Below are 15,742 nucleotides of genomic sequence, written 5' to 3' on the forward strand. Positions count from 1 at the left end.
AATTAGTTAGAAGGAAGAATGTAATGAAACGAGTGTACCTCGATAACGCCGCGACCACGCCAATGGCCGCGTCCGTGATCCAAACGATGACAGATCAAATGACCAATGATTTCGGGAACGCGTCCAGTACCCACGCTTTTGGTCGCGCTGCCCGGGAAGTCTTGGATAATAGTCGCCACGTGATTGCTAAGAGTATTAACGCGGCCGATGACGACATTATTTTTACCAGTGGTGGGACCGAAAGTGATAATACGGCGTTGATTCAGACTGCCTTTGCGCGCCAAAAGTTAGGTAAACACATTATTACCACGGCCATCGAACACCAAGCAATCTTAAAATCGGCGGCGTACCTTGAGGAGCAAGGCTTCGAAGTGACCTACTTACCAGTCGACCGGAACGGGAACATCTCGCTGGCGGACTTAAAGGCGGCCCTCCGAGCGGACACGATCCTCGTCTCCGTCATGACAGGTAATAACGAAGTTGGGTCGCACATGCCGATTCACGAAATTGGTGAACTATTGAAGGATCACCAAGCGTGGTTCCATACCGATGCCGTCCAGGCTTACGGATTATTGGACATTGACGTGCAACGCGACCACATCGACCTGTTATCGACGTCGGCGCATAAAATCAACGGGCCGAAGTTTCTCGGGTTCTTGTATAAGCGCAACGGGGTCAACTTCCCGAGCTTCATCAAGGGTGGCGAGCAGGAAGACAAACGCCGCGCCGGCACTGAAAACGTTCCGGCAATCGCTGGTTTTGCCCAGGCCGTTCAAGAATTAACGACTGAAGAAAAGGCGCACCGCCAGGCCAAGTACCACGACTTCAAGCAGTACGTGGTCGACCAGTTAACGGCTAATGGAATTGACTTTGAAGTGAACGGCGCCCTTGGAACCGATAATCTCCAGCACGTCCTGAATTTGTGGATCAAGGGGATTTCGACCTATATTTTACAAACGAACTTAGATCTGGGCGGCGTTGCCGTTTCCGGTGGCTCGGCTTGCACGGCGGGGAGCTTAGAACCGTCGCACGTGTTAATCGCGATGTTCGGTGCGGACTCACCGCGGGTCAACGAATCGATTCGGCTGAGCTTTGGTCGTTACACCACCAAGGAAGACTTGGACCAGTTCGTGACCGTCCTGACGAAGACGGTTCAGCGGTTATCAAAGAAGTAAGCTAACTAGGAGGTAGGCAGATGGCATACACCAAGACGGTCCAGCTTGACGGCGATACCAAAACTTACGCGTTAAGCACGGCCATTAAAAAATATTCGTTACTAGATTTAGGGTTCATTAAGGGACGTTCCGGTGCGTTCAGCTTTGAACGCTCGTTGGACCCGAACAGTCCGTACCAGGCAGCCTTTAAGCTAAAAGTTGCCGTTAACGCTGACTTGACCGGCTTCAAGATGAGTACGGTCACCGGTAACGGGATGCAGCGCGCAAACCTGTTTAAGAACGCGGCCCATCCCGACGAAGTCGAACAATTACGCTTTATTTTACAGAGCTTTATCGACCGTGACATTTTAACCGAACAGTAATTGCGAAACGCCTGGCTTGCAGCCGGCGTTTTCTTTGTTATAATGGTAAATACTGGACTTGTACGACCTTCAAATCGTGGATTCTCCAGAATCTTTTGGAAATGATGGTGAACAGTATGACTGATCACAGTAACACCCGTGTCGTTGTCGGCATGAGTGGTGGTGTTGACTCATCCGTTGTCGCGTTGCTATTAAAGCAGCAGGGCTACGACGTGGTGGGCGTCTTTATGAAGAATTGGGACGATACGGACGAGAACGGTGTCTGTACCGCGACCGAAGATTATAAGGACGTTGCCAAAGTCGCCGATAAAATCGGCATCCCGTATTACTCAATTAACTTTGAAAAGGAATATTGGGACCGGGTCTTTACGTACTTCTTAGACGAGTACAAGAAGGGCCGCACGCCGAACCCCGACGTTATTTGTAATAAGGAAATTAAGTTCAAGGCGTTCTTGGACTATGCAATGGACCTTGGTGCCGACTACATTGCAACCGGGCATTACGCCCGCTTGTCACATGACGATGACGGTACGATGCACCTATTGCGTGGTGTTGATAGTAACAAGGATCAGACTTATTTCCTAAGTCAGTTAGATTCCGCAACCTTGCAAAAGGTCATGTTCCCGCTGGGTGACATGATCAAGCCGGACGTGCGTAAGTTAGCGTTGAACGCCGGTTTGGCGACTGCTAAGAAGAAGGATTCCGTTGGGATCTGCTTCATTGGCGAAAAGAACTTCAAGGAATTTCTCGGCCACTACTTACCGGCAACGCCTGGTAAGATGATGACCTTTGATGGTGAAGTTAAAGGTGAGCACGCCGGCTTAATGTATTATACAATTGGCCAACGGCGCGGTCTGGGAATCGGTGGCGACGGTGTCGATAACGAACCGTGGTTCGTGATTGGTAAGGATCTTAAGAAGAACATCCTGTACGTCGGCAAGGGTTACCACAACCCCCACCTGTACGCGACTTACTTGGAAGCGTCCGACTTGCACTTTGTCACTAACGAAGACTTTGGCAATGATTTCCACGTGACGGCGAAGTTCCGTTACCGTCAAAAGGACTCCGGGGTAACGGTTCACTTTAATGAGGACCACACCCAGGTCAAGGTGACCTTCGATGAGCCGGTTCGGGCCATCACCCCTGGCCAAGCGGTCGTCTTCTACCGTGGTGAGGAATGCTTAGGCTCCGGCATGATTGACGCTGCTTACAACGACGAGCGCGTTTTGCAGTACGTTTAACAGAAATTACGATTAACGGGTTCACCCCAACTGGTTACGGCCACGGGGTGGACCCTTTTGTTTACCGTAAAATCCGGATTACCGCTTGATTTTCGGTTAATTGTTGCTTAAGCTAGGGGAAGTATAGCAATAGGATGGGTGGAAGATGAGTCGACTTAAACACATTAAATTATTTGATACGCTGTCGAAAAAAATGGTGGCGGGTTTTCTGATTTTGATCACGATCGGTAGTCTCCTGCTGAGTTTACCGTGGGCGACGCCGGACGGGCAAACGACCAGTTTTATGAACGTGTTGTTTACGGCGACCTCGGCGACCTGTATTACCGGTTTAACAGTGGTCAATACCGCCACGCACTGGACGACTTTCGGTCAGCTAGTGATCCTCGTCTTATCTGAAATTGGGGCGTTGGGGTACATGACCTTTGCGGTGTTGTTATTTAACATTATGCGTCGCCGGATTGGTTTATCAACGCAGCTGATGGTCAAGGAATCCCTGAACTTAGAAAACTTGAGTGATACCAAGAGTGTGATGAAGTACGTGATCGGTTTATCGCTGGCGTTTCAAGTTGGCGGGATGGGGCTGTTTGCCGTCGACTTCGTCCCGCGGTTTGGCTGGACCCACGGCCTGTACGTATCGATGTACCACGCGGTCATGTCTTTTTGTAACGCCGGCTTTGACGTTTTTGGTGATAGCCTGATCAGTTTTCGTAACGACGGCTACGTCCTGATCGTGACCATGATCCTGATCGTTGCCGGTGGCTTAGGGTTCCTGGTTTGGCGAGACTTACTACTCTTCCACGAGCGTAAGCGGCTGACACTGAACTCAAAGCTGACCCTACTGACGACGCTGAGTCTATTCGTCATCGGATTCATTTTGCTATTCGTCACGGAGCGTGATTTACGGCTGTTGCCAGCCGGAACGTCGTGGTTTACCCGGACAATTAATACGTTGTTCTTGAGCGTCACGCCGCGAACGGCCGGTTTGATTACCATGCCGACCGGCCAACTACAGGCCGGGAGCCTGTTTGTCATTATGATTTTGATGTTCATTGGCGGTACCCCCGGGTCAACGGCCGGTGGGATTAAAACCACCACCTTTGGCGTCCTAATGTTTCAAAGCATTGCCCAGATTCGGGGACGCAAGGACGTTGAGTATAGTCGCCGCCGTTTTAGCCAAGAAAACATCAGTCGGGCCTTGTTACTGGTCTTTCTAGCCAGTATCGTCATGACGGTCGCCACCTTAATTTTGACCCAGACGGAAACGATTCCGCGCGATTTTGGCCTGGAATACATTTTGTTCGAAGTGCTTTCCTCTTTTGGAACGGTCGGCCTGAGTTTGGGACTGACCCCTAATTTAAGTGTCATTGGTAAGTTAATTATCATGTTACTGATGTTTATTGGTCGGGTCGGGATCTTTACGTCACTGTACGCCCTGTCGAAGCGTCAAGCGAAGGTCAACCTGATTCGCTACCCGGAAGAAAATATTTTGATTGGATAGGATGATAACGATGAAGAAAAGTTTTGCGGTCTTTGGTTTGGGCCGGTTCGGTGAAAGCGTCGTGCGCACGTTAGCGGAAGCCCATTAAGACGTACTTGCCGTGGATATTCACGAAGGGCCGGTCAACGAATTGATGGACGTTGCGACCCAGACCTTGATTGCCGACACCCGTGATGAAGAGGTTTTACACGATTTAAACATCGATACTTTTGATTACGTCATCATCGGGATCGGTAATAATATGGAAGCCAGTATTTTAACCACCATGCTGAGTAAGGAGCAGGGGGCTAAAAAGGTGATTGCTAAGGCGGAAACTAGTGACCAGGGGCGCGTTTTGGAGCGGGTCGGCGCCGATCAGGTCATATTCCCAGAGCGTGACATGGGGCACAGCATTGTCCGCAAGTTGCTTTCGAATCACATCTTGAACTTTATTGACTTGAGTGATGAATACACGTTAGCCGCGATTGAAATTACCGACCCAACGTTTGTTGATCAGAACTTAATTGATTTAAACTTGCGGGAACGCTTTGGCTTAACGGTCATTGCCATTAAACACGGTAAGGAAATCAACGTTTCACCGCAACCGACCGATATGATGAAGACTCACGACATTGTCACGGTCGTGGGTCCAATCAAAGGGGTTAACGCGTTAGACGAGGCTTTAAAAAAATAACTACTATTATATAGTGAAGGTTCACCGTTATTAATGGTGGCCTTTTTTTTGCGTAAAAAGCTTTGCAAGTAAAATTGACTAACGTGAATTACGATTCGAACAGTAAAAAAACAGGTTTGTACAAACCTGTAAATTGTTGTGTTACCGCTTCCGTGCTATACATATAAGTAGGGCGTTAAGGAGCAAGGAACAAAGAGTTAATCCGATTAGGATGAATGAGAATCGATTAGAATACGCCTGAGAAAGGTCGTTGAGATAATGCGTTTAACCCAACTCCAACGGATACAACAAATTAATCATCAATATCAAAAGCGAGAATATCAGCGCTCGTGGAAAACGACGGTAACCTTGTTAGCGGCCAGCGTCGGCTTGGGGGCAACTTTATTGACCCTCCCAGCCGCGGCGGCAACCGATCCGTCACAATCGGTCGCAACGCCGAGCACCGAAACGGTCGGTCAGACGAGTGGGACCACCTTAACTAAGGCGACCGTACTGACGAGCTCAGCGACGAGTACGTCGCAAGCCGAAAGCGCTGCCAGCTATGGTGGTTCCACCAGTTCAACCAGTACAGCCGATTCATCGGCAAGTACGGAAACTGAAACAACCGCAGCGAGTGGAGCGCTCAGTGGCACCACCTCCGGAACGGAAACGGGGACCAGTACGAGTACGGTAACTGGCACGTCCGCGGCGAGTGCGGCTCCCACTAGTAGTACGGCCGCTCCCGCAAGTTCTGCGACTAGCGGGACTTCGATCAGTACGACGACGACCGTCACGGTAGGCAGTAGCGAAGCGGGGAGTAATGCTACTAGCAGTACGACTAGTACCGCGACCAGTGGTACCGCTTCGCAAGCGGATACCCCGACCACGTCCGAAGCGGTACCGGATACGACCGTCGTCCAGTTTGGCGATCCCGGTATTCAGGCCGAAGTGATGAACAGTATCAAGGCAATTTCACCGGTCACCGTCGGGATGCTGCGTAACTTCAACGGAACCATCAATATTGGGACGATGAACGTGCCCCTAGCGCTCAGTGGCAACTTGGAAGGTATGCAATACTTGCAGTATTTACCAAGTACCAGCTTAATTAAGTTTTACGTGACGTTACCTCATCCGGATGTTGATTTAACACCACTACAACCGGACCGTTTTTCAGAATTGTCGATCTGGTGCAAGGATCTGAGCGCTGTTAATTTAGCACCCTTAACTAAAATTGATCCGGTGACGTTATCCTGGGTTCAATTTGCCGGTACTGATCAAGGTGGCATGGCCGATTACCAAACGAATGCCAATGGGATGACCAATGCACAATTAGCTGAATTAGCACCGTGGTTGACGGCGATTGATAATACCCGCACTAGCTCGATTTTTAACTTAAGTTTAGGCAATAACTCAATTACCGATTTTTCACCGTTAAGTGGCTTCACCCGGTCGGCGTACTTAGGCGTACTCGGTCAACGGGTCAATGCCAACGAGCAACCGGTGAATATGGTGATTGGTCAACCAGCGGTGTTTACCGCACTACCCATTATTGGCTTACAGGGTGAGTCGCTAACCAGCCATTATTATTCGACGATTAGTGGTAGTCCGACCGGTGCGACGACGGTCACACCAACGCCGCTGACCGCGTTGGGCGATGGACGCTTTGAAATTCCAACTGCTTACCCGACCGTCAGTGGGGCTAACTGGTTTAGCTATGGTATTCCGGGCTACACGATGGCGGTTACGGCGGAAAACGTTAACCAGGCCTTTATGAGCGTTAGTTATCCGAACGGGGTGTCAATTAATTACGACGTTGCGATTTATCAACCCGCTAATTGGCTGACGGCCCCCGAATTAAACGTGCGGTACTTGGACGGCACCACTGGTGAAGCGATTCAACCGGCTACCAAGCTCCAAGGGACTAAAATTGGTGAAGCCTATGATTTAACCGACCAGACGGCCATTGACGGTTACCGGTTGGACCCAACCCGTAGTAGTGCGTTGACTGGCACCTATACTCAGGATCCGCAGGCGTTAACGTACACTTATGAGCGGGAACCCGCCGGGGGGATCACCGTCAAGTACGAGACATTGTTCGGCAAGGAATTAGCACCAAGTACGACTATCAGCGGTTACGTCGGCGATGCGTATACGGCCAAACCGGCTAGCGTTGCGGGCTATACGGTAAACCGCACGCTGACGGGAAGCTTGCCCGAAAGCGGTCAGTTAGGACTGACCGCGGGAACCATCACGTACCTGTACACCCCCAATACACTATCACGGACGGTGGAGTACGTGGATACCGTTACGAATACCGTGTTATCGACCGATACCGTGACCGGGTTATTCGATTCAGCGTCGAGCTATTCACCCGAACAAACGATTAACGATTACGTTAGCCGCGGTTACCAGTTAACCAGCAGTGACGTACCAACGGGAAGTGCGTTACTTAGTGACCCAGCCGCCGATTTAACTTACCGGGTTGACTTTACGCACCAAACGTTATCGATTGATTCGGATAGTACCATTATTCCGAAAGACGTGATTATCGAGCGGACGGTGACGCGGACAATCAACTATCAAGACGCTGAAGGACAACCAATTGGAACGCCGGTAGTGCAAAGCGTGACCTTTGAACGGACCGCAACCCGCGATCTCGTGACTGATGATGTTACTTATGACGACTGGCAACCAACGAGTAGTGCACAACTGGCGGCGGTCACCAGTCCACTTTACCCGAACACCTTACCAAGTCAGGTGATTGTGCCCGAAAAGTTAGTTACGGCGGATTCGCCCGACGAAACATTAACAATCACCTATAAAGACTCAACGCCGGGGAGCGGCGACGAAAATGATACGCCGGATAGTGCCGATACGTCGGAAGCGCCCGGTAGTTCAGCCGCTACGGGTGGTTCCGTAGGGTCAGAAACGCCGGGAAGCTCCGCGGCGCCGGAAAACCCAGTCGATTCGGGTGCCGCTGCGGGTGACAGCTCTTCAGCACCATCTGGGTCGACTCCGGCTGCGGGTAGTGATAGTACCAGTGGTGAATCTGGTAGTGCCGCGGCTGGCAGCCAACCTTTAGGGGGGCAGTCATCAGCAAGTGGCGCGACTAGCGGTGGCACTTCACCGGCGAATAGTGCGGTGACTGGTCTTCAATCAGCAGCGGTACCAGTGAAACCCGCGCAATCGTCAGCCACTCCGCAATCAGCCTTGCCACAAACTAACGAACAAGCACCGGTAGCCACTAGTTTGATTGGCATAGTATTACTCGCGTTAGCAGCTGGGTTTGCTAACTTGAAGCAATGGTTACGGCGGCGGTTTTAATCAATAAGTTTAGCAGGTAGAAAAGTCGAGTTAAGGGGGTGTCCCTTAACTCGCTTTTTTTGCGCTTTTTCTAGTTAACATAATTTTAATTTATCGCACTTGATTGATTTTTGAAAATTTAACTGAAAACTGGCATAATGGTAATAATATTGAGCGGTCGTCAGCGACCCGGATGAGGAAGTAATTAATTTGACCAAACTATTATTTATTCGCCACGGTAAAACCGAGTGGAACCTGGAAGGCCGTTACCAAGGCTCGCAAGGGGATTCGCCGTTGTTGCCAACCAGCTATGACGAGATTCACCAATTAGCCGCGGCTTTGAAGGATATTTCATTTAGCCACTTGTACGTGAGCCCACTCAAGCGTGCGCGGACGACCGCGACAACCTTACGGGATGACTTGGCGCAACCGGCCTTACCGCTGACGGTCATGAGTCGCTTACGGGAATTTAACTTAGGTAAAATGGAAGGCATGGCGTTTAGTGATGTGAAAGTTAAGTACCCTCAGGAGTACGACGCGTTCCGCAACCACCCGGATCAGTACGACCCGACGGCAATTAACGGCGAAAGCTTTCAGCAGTTATTAAAACGGATGTTACCAGCGATTCGCCAAATCGTGGCGGCCAACCCCAAGCGGAGTGATAACGTGATTATTGTGAGCCACGGGGCCGCGCTTAACGCGTTGGTAAACACGTTATTGGGGGAATCATTGGCAACGTTGCGTCGTCGCGGTGGGTTGTCGAATACGTCGACGACAATTTTAGAGACGCGCGACCGGGGTCAGTCGTTTAAACTCTTGGACTGGAATGATACGTCCTACTTGGCACGGCGTCCCGATCCGACCGACACGATTTAAGGAGGCGCAAAGATGGCAACGAATAAACAAGGACGGCCAGACCGTCAGCAACAACAAGCGTTAGTCCATCAACTGGTGACCACCATTGATGCGCATCCGGATGATTATCATCCTTATTACGACTTAGTTGTTTTATTAACGGCTGGTCAGGATTTTGAACAGGCTGAAGCGTTGGCGATGAAAGCGTTGGGAAAGTTTGAAACCGACGCAGCGGCCGCCGACCTTTTTCGCTATGCGCTCGGCAACGTTTATTATCAGGCCCAGACTTATGACAAGGCGATGACCTTTTATCAGCAAATTCACGACCCAAAATTAAAGCTGGACGCGTATTTGATGATGGCCCAGTCACTGATGGCGAAGAAGGATTACCAGCACGCACTGGTATGGGCAATCACGGCCCAGGAGTTAAATTCAGCTAACGTTGATGCCAACTTGCTAGTGGCAGACATATTACTTGCATTAGGCAATAACCAACAGGCGTACGATTATTATCAACGGGTGCTTACAATTGAACCGACGAATGGTCGGGCGGCGTTCAACGCGGGATTGACGGCGATGGTGCTAGGCAAGCCGTACGCCGACCTATTTAAGCAAGCACAACGGCAAGACGCCGATTATTTTGAGCGGCACCAGCAGCAGTTAACGGACATTGAAAAAACGTTGCGGGCGCAACAAGGCTCCGATGACCGGACGACACCAAATTCTTAAGGGAGGGATACCATGGCCGGCGTACAAGAAAATTTGTTTAATGATCAGCAAAACGGTGCGATGACGACCCACTTTGTGGTGGGGAAGGTTGCGGCCGTCTTTTTTAGCAGCAATGATAGTTTTTATAAAGTCTTGTTGGTCAAGGTCAGTGAGCAAAATATCGACTGGCACGAAGATGAGATCGTCGTGACTGGTAACTTTGCGGATATCCAAGAAGAGACGACCTACCGCTTCACCGGTCGAACGGTTCGCCACCCGAAGTATGGTGTTCAATTTCAGGCGGATAATTATCAAAACCAGACGCCAACTTCGCGGAGCGGTTTGATCGCCTACTTATCCGGGAGCGACTTTCCCGGGCTGGGCAAGCAGACGGCGACCCGCATTGTTGACACGTTGGGCGAAGACGCGATTGATAAAATCTTGGCAGATCCTAAAGTTTTAAAACCGATTGGGTTACGCAAGGGTGTTCAGCAAACGCTGATCGATACGTTGCGGGTTAATAACGGGTTGGAACAGACCATTATCGGCCTTAATGCCTACGGTTTTGGCAGTCGGTTGGCAGCGGCAATTTATGCTAAGTATCAGGCCGATACCCTGAACGTGATTCAGGAAAATCCTTACCAGTTAGTCGAGGATATTAAGGGGGTCGGCTTTAAGAAGGCTGACCAAATCGCGGCCCAACTAAAAATCGATCCGCAGGCCGATAGCCGGTTACGAGCAGCATTACTGACGGAAATCAATGAGGTTTGCTCGCAGAACGGGGATACGTACACCACGGCCAAGCCGCTGCTCGCGGCAACGTTGCGTTTGTTAGAAGACGCCCGGCACGTGCAAGTCGACCCGCAAAAAATTGCGGATCAGTTAGTGGAACTGGCCAAGCAAAATAAAGTTGTTGGTGATGACAACCGGATTTATTTACGCGACTTGTACGAAGCAGAATGGCGGATTGCCGAGCATTTGAAGCGGCTATTAGATGCCGATGCGGATACCGACTTTAAGCCGCGGGCCATCGATTCAGCAATTGAACACGTGGCTAAAGCGAGTCACCTGACTTACGACGACTCGCAAACAACGGCGCTACGTGAGGCCATTAGTGCCCACGTCTTCTTATTGACCGGGGGTCCCGGGACCGGGAAGACCACGATCATTCGCGGACTAGTCGCGTTGTTTGCCGAACTGCACGACGTTTCACTGGATATTAATCAGTACAAGGACAAACCGTTTCCAATTTTGCTGGCCGCACCAACGGGACGGGCAGCGAAACGGATGGCAGAAACGACCAACCTACCAGCTAGTACGATTCACCGCCTACTGGGGTTGACCGGGCGCGAAGACGGCCCCGAGCAACCGGCAAAGGACTTGGAGGGCGGCTTACTGATCATTGACGAAATGTCGATGGTTGATACGAAACTCTTTGAGCTACTGCTACAAGCGGTGCCGAGTCACATGCAGGTAATTTTGGTGGGCGATAAGGACCAGTTACCATCGGTCGGTGCGGGTCAGGTTTTTCACGATTTGTTACAAATGCCAGACTTACCGCAGATTGAATTGGATACGATTTACCGGCAGGATGATCATTCCAGTATCATCCCGCTAGCGCACGCCATTAAGGACGGGCACTTACCGGACGATTTTATGATCAATCAGCCGGACCGTTCCTTCATTGCTTGCAACGCTTTTCAGGTGAACCACATCGTTGAACAGGTCGTTTCCAAAGCCAAGCAAAAGGGATTTACGGCTGATCAGGTCCAGATTCTAGCACCAATGTACCGCGGTGCCGCGGGAATCGACCAACTAAATACGACCGTTCAAAATATTTTTAACCCACTAAAGTCCGCGCAGCAAAAGCACCTGACTTATAATGGTCAGGATTTTCGGGTCGGTGATAAGGTCTTACACCTAGTGAATTCGCCGGAGGATAACGTCTTTAACGGTGATATTGGTAAGGTTGTCGGTATCGACCTCGCTAAGGATCCGCATAACGAATCCAAAAAAGATCAGTTAACGATTGCGTTTGACCAGAACGAAGTGACTTACCAACGATCGGATTGGAACCGACTGACGCTGGCGTACAGCATGTCGATCCATAAATCACAGGGGAGCCAGTTTAAAATGGTGATTCTGCCGATGGTTCCCCAGTTTTCACGGATGCTTCAACGTAATTTACTGTACACGGCGGTCACCCGGGCCGAAGAGATGTTGATCATGCTCGGGGAGAGCCAGGCGTTTGAACGTAGCGTAACCAATGAGTCGGTCAACCGCCAAACGACGTTGACCAAGCGGTTACGGCAAGTGATTAGTGGCGAGACGGCGGTGGTAACCACTGATAGTGATACCTCGGCGGCCGAGTCTACAGCTACGGTGGCCAGCACCGCGGCAACTAAGGTGGCTGCCAACGAGCCGGTAGCTGAAGCTGCGAAGTCGACCGATCCAGGCCCACACCGCCACGTCCTGACGACCGAGCTCGTAACGATGGGCACGGTTGACCCGATGATTGGGATGAGCGGTATTAAACCGCAGGACTTTATGCCGGCCGCGCACTAATTTAAGGCGGGCTCATTTAATTAAATTACCGTCGCCGTGCACTTTTTGACGGCTAACTGTTATAATCAAGGTATCAAAGATGAATAATTTTATGGAGGGCGTTATGTCAGCAGATGAATCGTATTCCAAACTCAAACTGTTTGCGTTGAATTCCAACCTACCACTCGCAGAAAAAATTGCGGCGCGGGTCGGGGTTCCGTTGAGTAAAACTTCCGTTAAGCGCTTTAGCGATGGCGAAATTCAAATCAATATTGAAGAGAGTATTCGTGGCGCGGAAGTCTATGTTATTCAGTCCATTTCGGATCCGGTCAATGACATGGTCTTAGAATTAATGATCATGATCGACGCGTTACGGCGTGCGAGCGCAAGTGAGATTAACGTGGTGATCCCGTATTACGGTTATTCGCGCCAAGATCGCAAGGCGCGTTCACGTGAACCGATTACGGCGAAGTTGATTGCGAACTTACTAGAAAATGATCAGGCCACCCGGGTGCTGACCGTCGATTTGCACGCGGCCCAGATTCAAGGGTTCTTTGACATTCCGGTCGATCACCTATTAGCTGCCCCAATTTTAGCGAGCTACTTCAAGGACCGTGGGATTACTGAGAACTTGGTGGTAGTTTCACCGGACCACGCCGGGGTGTCCCGGGCGCGGAAGTTAGCCGAATTGTTGGGCGCGTCGATTGCCATTATTGATAACCGTAATCCGGTGACTGACGCGGCCGTTCCGGATAGTATTATCGGCGACGTTCGCGGACGCACCGCAATTATTATTGACGACATGATCGACACGGGGAGCCGTTTTGCGGTTTCCGCCAAGACGATGGAAAAGGCCGGGGTGGCCAGAATTTTTGGGTGTGCCACGCACGCCATCTTTTCACAGCAGGCACCGGAGAAATTACAAGCTGCGCCGTTTGAAAAAGTAATTGTTACGGACACGATTCAAATTCCAGCTAACAAACAATTTCCAAAGTTGGTCCAACTTTCAGTGGGTCCACTATTGGGGGATGCAATCAAACTGATCCACGCCCAGCGACCAGTCGACGGGTTATTTGATCCACGTCTTTAACAAGCAAAAAGTTTTCGTCACCGGTGGCGGCGAAAACTTTTTTTGTGGCTAAAATCAGTTTAAATCAAATTTTTAATCAAACAACGGTTTAGCGCGATTTGTATGCTGCGACTAAGTTGATGCGAACCACTGAGTTAGCCGATTACTTGTGATTGTGAAGCCCGGAGTGCCGGCATATTGTATTGGCCGGGGATGGACGATGTATTTTTTAAATAAACGCATTGTTTCACAAAAAAATAAGTAATTCTAGTTTGCATTTTCTTAAACTGTGCTACAATAAAATTATGATTTGTAAAAGACGTTAAGCTTTTCTTAAGATTTAAACTTGATAGCCTACTTTAATGACTTGTTTTAGAAGGAGTGAATTGAATGTCACAAGCACATACAACGGGCAAGGTCCTAGCCGGTACGGTTGGTGCCGTTGGTTTATTGCTTGCTACAGGCCAAGCTGCCAACGCAGCATCAGTCACGGTAAAAGCCAATGATACCGTTTGGGGACTCGCCCAGGAACACGGCGTTTCCGTTCAAAGTATTGAACAATTAAATAAAATTAAAGCGCTTGATGCGCATACCGACTTAATTTTTGTCGGTCAGCAGTTACAAATTAACGGTTCAAAGCAGGGTACCGTTACGAAGACTTCGGCCACTAAGACCGGGTCACACACCGTTCAGGCCGGTGATACGTTATGGGATCTTGCTGATCAATACCATACATCAGTTTATAAGTTACAAGTGCTTAATAACTTGTCCGGTGATTTAATTGTTACTGGTCAATCGTTGAAGGTTCCCGCAACGACTGAAGCTAAGACGACCACTAAACAAACGACACCGGTTTCATCCGCCGCTACGTCGTCAGTTGCGGCGTCGGCCCAAACGACCAACGTTAGTTCAACGAGTGCCGCCTCAGCAGTTACCAGCAGTGCCAAGACCAGCCAAGCTAGTGCGCAATCCGTTGCAAGTCAGGGTGCAACGAAGACCGCGACGAGTGCGGCAACTAGTCAGGCACCGGCTAGCGTGGCCAGCTCGACGAGTGTTACTAGTCAAGCCACTAGTAGCGCGAGTCAGGATACCACTAGTACAACACAAAGCTCAAATACGACGGTAAGTGCCGCTGCCGATACGCCGGCAGTTTCCAAGGCGCCAGTACAGCAGACAACCGCGGCCTCATCGGCTTCAACTACTCAGAATGCGGCAAGTAGCCACGCCACGAGTCAGGCGCAATCTAGTTCGACGAGTGCGGCTAGTTCGCAGGTAACGTCGTCTTCAACGACATCAACGGCAAGTGCCAGCTCGTCAGCGACGACTAACACCACCAACACGGTGAACGTTTCGGACTTGGTTTCCTCATCTAACTCGGCATCGTCAGTAACGACTTCTAACGTTGCGACGCAAAACACGAGCAACAGTGAGCTGACTAGTGGTTCGGTGACCGGGTTAGCGTTGAAGTTAGCCAACGCTAACATTCCTTACGTTTGGGGCGGGGCTAGCCTATCCGGCATGGATTGTTCTGGGCTGGTTGCCTACGTTTACCAACACGCAGCTGGGATTTCATTACCGCATAATACGGTGGCTCAGGAAGCAAAGGTTACCACTAAGTCGGTTGCCGATGCGCAGCCAGGCGACATCCTGTTCTGGGGTGCTCGTGGTGGCACTTATCACGACGCAATTTACATCGGTAATAACCAGTTCGTTGCGGCGCCACAAGCCGGTGAGAACGTTAAGGTTCAAACAATTAGTAGTTACTTCATGCCGAGCTTTGCGGGTACCGTTAAGTAGGGCGCAATTAAAGATAATCAAAACGCTGTTAGGGGGGATTCCTAGCAGCGTTTTTTCGTGTCGTTTGGTCGTTTGGTTGGCCGGTTATCTAACCATCTTTTTTATCTAAAAAAACTTAATAATATGATTTAAACTTTAACAAGTTTGTGGTATATTAAGTTTGCCGTTTTTCTATGCGAAAAATAAGAACATTGTTTTAAGGGAGTGTTTAAAGTGAGTAACAGATTTGAGATTCTGGAAGAATACCAAGAAGCTAATACGGAACTTGACCGGTTAAAGACGCTGGTTGCGAGTCAACGGGATCGCTCACGGGTAGTGACGCTGTACCCGCACTTAAAGGAGCGGGTCAGCCACTTATCCGAAAAATGTGAACAGCTTGATATGCTTCTGGAAGCAATTAACGCTTCTGAGGATTAACATAAAAGCCAACCCCTAACTTTGCTATAGTCCCCTTAAGGTTGACAGATGAAAAACTATAATTTCGTCTATCAACTCTAAGGGGATTTTACTATGCCTAGAAGCAAATTCACGGCCGAAG

11 protein-coding genes and 1 pseudogene are annotated in these 15,742 nt (G+C 50.0%); all 12 read left to right on the top strand.

Going from position 1 to position 15,742, the window contains the following annotated elements; all coding sequences use genetic code 11:
* Positions 1–23: 23 nt before the first annotated feature.
* The 12 genes and pseudogenes from FFM82_RS08350 to FFM82_RS08405 all read left to right on the top strand — a co-directional run bounded on the left by FFM82_RS08350 (position 24) and on the right by FFM82_RS08405 (position 15,621).
* A complete protein-coding gene (locus FFM82_RS08350; RefSeq protein WP_137645383.1) occupies positions 24–1,175 on the top strand; it encodes a cysteine desulfurase family protein in 1,152 nt (383 codons plus the stop codon).
* 20 nt (positions 1,176–1,195) lie between these two features.
* A complete protein-coding gene (locus tag FFM82_RS08355) occupies positions 1,196–1,537 on the top strand; it encodes a DUF1831 domain-containing protein (protein WP_137645384.1) in 342 nt (113 codons plus the stop codon).
* 95 nt (positions 1,538–1,632) lie between these two features.
* Positions 1,633–2,778 carry a tRNA 2-thiouridine(34) synthase MnmA gene (gene mnmA / locus FFM82_RS08360; RefSeq protein WP_307722442.1) on the top strand — a complete coding sequence of 382 codons (1,146 nt, stop codon included), beginning with the start codon at positions 1,633–1,635 and terminating at the stop codon, positions 2,776–2,778.
* Between the two features lie 145 nt (positions 2,779–2,923).
* Positions 2,924–4,276, top strand: a complete 1,353-nt coding sequence (locus FFM82_RS08365; RefSeq protein WP_137645386.1) for a TrkH family potassium uptake protein — start codon at positions 2,924–2,926, stop codon at positions 4,274–4,276.
* A 10-nt stretch (positions 4,277–4,286) separates the two neighbouring features.
* Positions 4,287–4,949, top strand: a pseudogene (locus FFM82_RS08370) (potassium channel family protein).
* Between the two features lie 258 nt (positions 4,950–5,207).
* Positions 5,208–8,252, top strand: a complete 3,045-nt coding sequence (locus tag FFM82_RS08375) for a MucBP domain-containing protein (protein ID WP_137645387.1) — start codon at positions 5,208–5,210, stop codon at positions 8,250–8,252.
* 189 nt (positions 8,253–8,441) lie between these two features.
* The gene (locus FFM82_RS08380) at positions 8,442–9,107 is read left to right on the top strand and encodes a histidine phosphatase family protein (RefSeq protein ID WP_137645388.1); all 666 of its coding nucleotides are present in this window, start codon (positions 8,442–8,444) and stop codon (positions 9,105–9,107) included.
* Between the two features lie 12 nt (positions 9,108–9,119).
* On the top strand, positions 9,120–9,815 hold the full coding sequence (locus tag FFM82_RS08385; RefSeq protein ID WP_137645389.1) for a tetratricopeptide repeat protein: 696 nt from the start codon (positions 9,120–9,122) through the stop codon (positions 9,813–9,815).
* Between the two features lie 12 nt (positions 9,816–9,827).
* Complete coding sequence (recD2, locus tag FFM82_RS08390) at positions 9,828–12,359, top strand: SF1B family DNA helicase RecD2 (RefSeq protein WP_137645390.1); 2,532 nt, start codon at positions 9,828–9,830, stop codon at positions 12,357–12,359.
* 103 nt (positions 12,360–12,462) lie between these two features.
* Positions 12,463–13,428 carry a ribose-phosphate diphosphokinase gene (locus FFM82_RS08395; protein WP_137645391.1) on the top strand — a complete coding sequence of 322 codons (966 nt, stop codon included), beginning with the start codon at positions 12,463–12,465 and terminating at the stop codon, positions 13,426–13,428.
* 369 nt (positions 13,429–13,797) lie between these two features.
* Positions 13,798–15,204 carry a C40 family peptidase gene (locus FFM82_RS08400; protein ID WP_137645392.1) on the top strand — a complete coding sequence of 469 codons (1,407 nt, stop codon included), beginning with the start codon at positions 13,798–13,800 and terminating at the stop codon, positions 15,202–15,204.
* Between the two features lie 213 nt (positions 15,205–15,417).
* Positions 15,418–15,621, top strand: a complete 204-nt coding sequence (locus FFM82_RS08405; RefSeq protein WP_137645393.1) for a hypothetical protein — start codon at positions 15,418–15,420, stop codon at positions 15,619–15,621.
* Positions 15,622–15,742: the final 121 nt, after the last annotated feature.

The sequence above is a fragment of the Lactiplantibacillus plajomi genome, from assembly GCF_005405405.1.
In the GTDB taxonomy this organism is placed as follows: Bacteria; Bacillota; Bacilli; order Lactobacillales; family Lactobacillaceae; genus Lactiplantibacillus; species Lactiplantibacillus plajomi.

Excerpts from the sequence above, each read along its gene's own strand:
- FFM82_RS08350 (WP_137645383.1), top strand. The coding sequence starts at position 24 with ATGAAACGAGTGTACCTCGATAACGCCGCGACCACGCCAATGGCCGCG.
- FFM82_RS08355 (WP_137645384.1), top strand. The coding sequence starts at position 1,196 with ATGGCATACACCAAGACGGTCCAGCTTGACGGCGATACCAAAACTTAC.
- FFM82_RS08365 (WP_137645386.1), top strand. The coding sequence starts at position 2,924 with ATGAGTCGACTTAAACACATTAAATTATTTGATACGCTGTCGAAAAAA.
- FFM82_RS08375 (WP_137645387.1), top strand. The coding sequence starts at position 5,208 with ATGCGTTTAACCCAACTCCAACGGATACAACAAATTAATCATCAATAT.
- FFM82_RS08385 (WP_137645389.1), top strand. The coding sequence starts at position 9,120 with ATGGCAACGAATAAACAAGGACGGCCAGACCGTCAGCAACAACAAGCG.
- recD2 (WP_137645390.1), top strand. The coding sequence starts at position 9,828 with ATGGCCGGCGTACAAGAAAATTTGTTTAATGATCAGCAAAACGGTGCG.
- FFM82_RS08395 (WP_137645391.1), top strand. The coding sequence starts at position 12,463 with ATGTCAGCAGATGAATCGTATTCCAAACTCAAACTGTTTGCGTTGAAT.
- FFM82_RS08400 (WP_137645392.1), top strand. The coding sequence starts at position 13,798 with ATGTCACAAGCACATACAACGGGCAAGGTCCTAGCCGGTACGGTTGGT.